Here is a 2,883-nt window from a genome sequence, read left to right as displayed (position 1 = left end):
GTGCCGCGCGTCAAACAAGGTGAGAGCAGCGCGTCAATCAGGATGAGAGTACTGGCGTTGCGGCAGCGGTGAAGGGCGTAGCCCGGAACCGCTGCCGCAACGCCGCGCCGAGGAGTCCGCCCCGCTGCGGGGTGCCTTATCGGTGGTCGCGGTAAATCGGGTATGAACAGCTCTTTCGTGTAGCGAACGGAGGCTGCGTTGCCCGGCCGACACATCAACGACCATCAGATGAGGCTCTACATGAAGTACAGACTCAAGGAAGGACCGGCTCAAGCGGCTGCGCGCGCCGGGTTCAGCGTGGCCACGGGGTATCGCATCGATCAGGACCGGCGACTGCCATCACAGAAGAAGGCGCCACGTGCGCGTCGTCGTCCCGATCCCTTGGCGGCAATCTTCGACACCGAGATCGTGCCGCTGCTCCAGTCCGCTCCCGGCATTCGACAGCCGTGCTGGACGAGATGCTTCGGCGCCATCCCGACCTCCCGGGCAACGTGCGCCGCACTCTGGAGCGCCGTATTCGCGACTGGCGTGCACTCCATGGCGAGGAGCATGACGTTATGTTCCGTCAAGTACACGAACCCGGTCGTCTCGGGTTGTCCGACTTCACCGAAATGGACAGCCTAAGCATTACCGTGGCGGGTCTCGCGCTTGACCACCGCCTCTATCACTTCCGGCTGGCGTGCTCGGGCTTCGAGCACGCTCACGTCATTCTCGGCGGCGAGAGCTATGTCGCGCTGGCTGAAGGGCTGCAGAACGCCATTTGGGCACTTGGGGGCGCGCCGCGCGAACACCGCAGCGACAGCCTGTCGGCGGCGTTCCGCAATCTCGATGCCGACGCGCGCAAGGATCTGACCACGCGTTACGACGCTCTGTGCGCCCACTACGGCATGCAGCCCACACGCAACAACCGTGGCGTTGCCCACGAGAACGGCTCTATCGAGAGCCCTCATGCCCACCTTAAGAGCGCAGTGCGTGATGCGTTGCTTCTGCGCGGCAGTCACGACTTCGACAATCTCGGTTCTTATCGCCGCTTCATCGACGAGATCGTCGGTCGAATCAACGCGCGTAATGGCAAACGCATTGAGCTCGAGCGGGCACTGCTTCAGCCGCTTCCGGTCCAGCGTACGTGCGACTACGAGGAAACGCGCGTGTATGTCACGACCACCTGCGGCTTCGTGCTGCGCAAGGTGTTTTATACCGTCCCGTCACGGTTGATCGGCCATCACCTGCGCGTACGGCTGTACGACGACCGGCTGGAACTGTTTCTGGGCGGCACGGCCCTCATGACACTGCAGCGCGGCCGCGCAGGTCCCAACGGCAAGCACGGCCACGTCATCAATTACCGGCACGTCATCCACGCGCTGCGCCGCAAGCCCATGGCGCTGCTCAACCTGGTCTACCGCGATCAGATCTTTCCGCGCGAGGCGTATCGACTGACCTTCGATCGCCTGCTTGAGCAGCTTGCGCAGCGCCAGGCATGCAGGACCATGGTTGAACTGCTCGGCCTCGCCCACGAGCACAACTGCGAAGCGCAACTGGCTCAGGCGCTGCAGCAGTGCTTGGACCATGGACAGTTACCCGACCTGGACGCACTGTGTTCTCGTTTCGAAGCAAAGCGCACGAACAGCATGCCGGAAGTGAATGTCCAACTGGCACCGCTGAGCGACTACGAAGCCCTGCTTGATACGGTAACGGAGGTGACGGCATGAGCTTCGACATCGACGCCACTCGCCTGTCGTTGCTGCTCAACGATTTGCGGCTGCCTGCCATCAAGCAGATCTGGTCTAGCTTTGCCGAGCGCTCCGACACGGAAGGCTGGCCAGCGGCACGCCTGCTGATGGCACTGGCCGAACACGAGATCGCCGAGCGCGATCGACGCCGAGTCGAACGTCATCTCAGGGACGCGAAGCTGCTACCGGGCAAGACACTGGAGAACTTCGATTTCGACGCGGTGCCGATGGTGTCGCGCGCGCACGTCTCCGCGCTTTGCGCGGGCGACGGCTGGTTGCGTAACGGCACCAACCTGATTCTTCTAGGGCCGAGCGGAGGGGGCAAATCGCATTTGTCGTCGGCGATTGGACTAAGCCTGCTGGAGAAGGGCTGGAAGGTCTTCTTCGCTCGCACTACCGACCTCGTGCAACGGTTGCAGGTCGCTCGCCGCGAGCTCGCGCTGGAGTCCGCCATCAACCGGCTGGATCGCTTCGACCTGGTCATCCTGGACGATTTCGCCTATGTCAGCAAAGATCAGGCAGAGACGTCGGTGCTGTTCGAACTCATCAGCGCCAGGTATGAGCGACGTTCCCTTTGCATAACAGCCAACCAGCCGTTTGGCGAATGGGACAAGGTCTTCCCCGACCGAGCCATGACAGTGGCCGCCGTCGACCGTTTGGTCCACCACTCGACCATCTTTGAGTTGAACGTCGAAAGCTACCGTCGCCGTACTGCCCTGCAGCGCAAGCAGCACGGACCGGGGCGCCCGGCCAGTCGAGCGACACCAAAGAACGTCGGCGTGCCAGCTACACAAGAGCATCAGCAAGGCATCGATCTCACCGAATAACCCGCTAATCTCATCCTGATTGACGCGCGGCTCGCAGGCAAAGCGAGCCCGCGTCAATCAACCCCGTCATCACCCTCCACGCCACCACATTCTCATCCTGATTGTCGCGCAGCCAGAATAACCGCGGCGTCGCCATTACACAGCTATCCTCATTGACTGGTCGCTACAGCTTGATTGTCGCGCGACACCCACACGCCCGCGTCAATCAACGCCGCGCGTCAATCAACAAACGCTTGCCAGCGCCAATCAACATCGGCATCATCATTTTTGCCGCGACATTCTCAACTTGATTGTCGCGCGTCTCTCATCCGGATTGTCGCGCCACA

General features: G+C 61.9%; 1 protein-coding gene and 1 pseudogene. Both read left to right on the top strand.

The features are described 5' to 3' along the window. Positions 1-198: 198 nt before the first annotated feature. Positions 199-1,709: pseudogene (istA, locus tag BG57_RS30665) on the top strand (IS21 family transposase). Then, a complete protein-coding gene (gene istB / locus BG57_RS30660) occupies positions 1,706-2,557 on the top strand; it encodes an IS21-like element helper ATPase IstB (protein WP_035971017.1) in 852 nt (283 codons plus the stop codon). The pseudogene istA and the gene istB overlap by 4 nt, the downstream one beginning before the upstream one ends. The last annotated feature ends 326 nt before the right edge of the window (positions 2,558-2,883 follow it).

Source organism: Caballeronia grimmiae (genome assembly GCF_000698555.1).
Lineage (GTDB): Bacteria > Pseudomonadota > Gammaproteobacteria > Burkholderiales > Burkholderiaceae > Caballeronia > Caballeronia grimmiae.
Note: the sequence above shows the minus strand (reverse complement) of the source record. Positions and strands in the feature narration are given on the sequence as shown.

Excerpts from the sequence above, each read along its gene's own strand:
- istB (WP_035971017.1), top strand. The coding sequence starts at position 1,706 with ATGAGCTTCGACATCGACGCCACTCGCCTGTCGTTGCTGCTCAACGAT.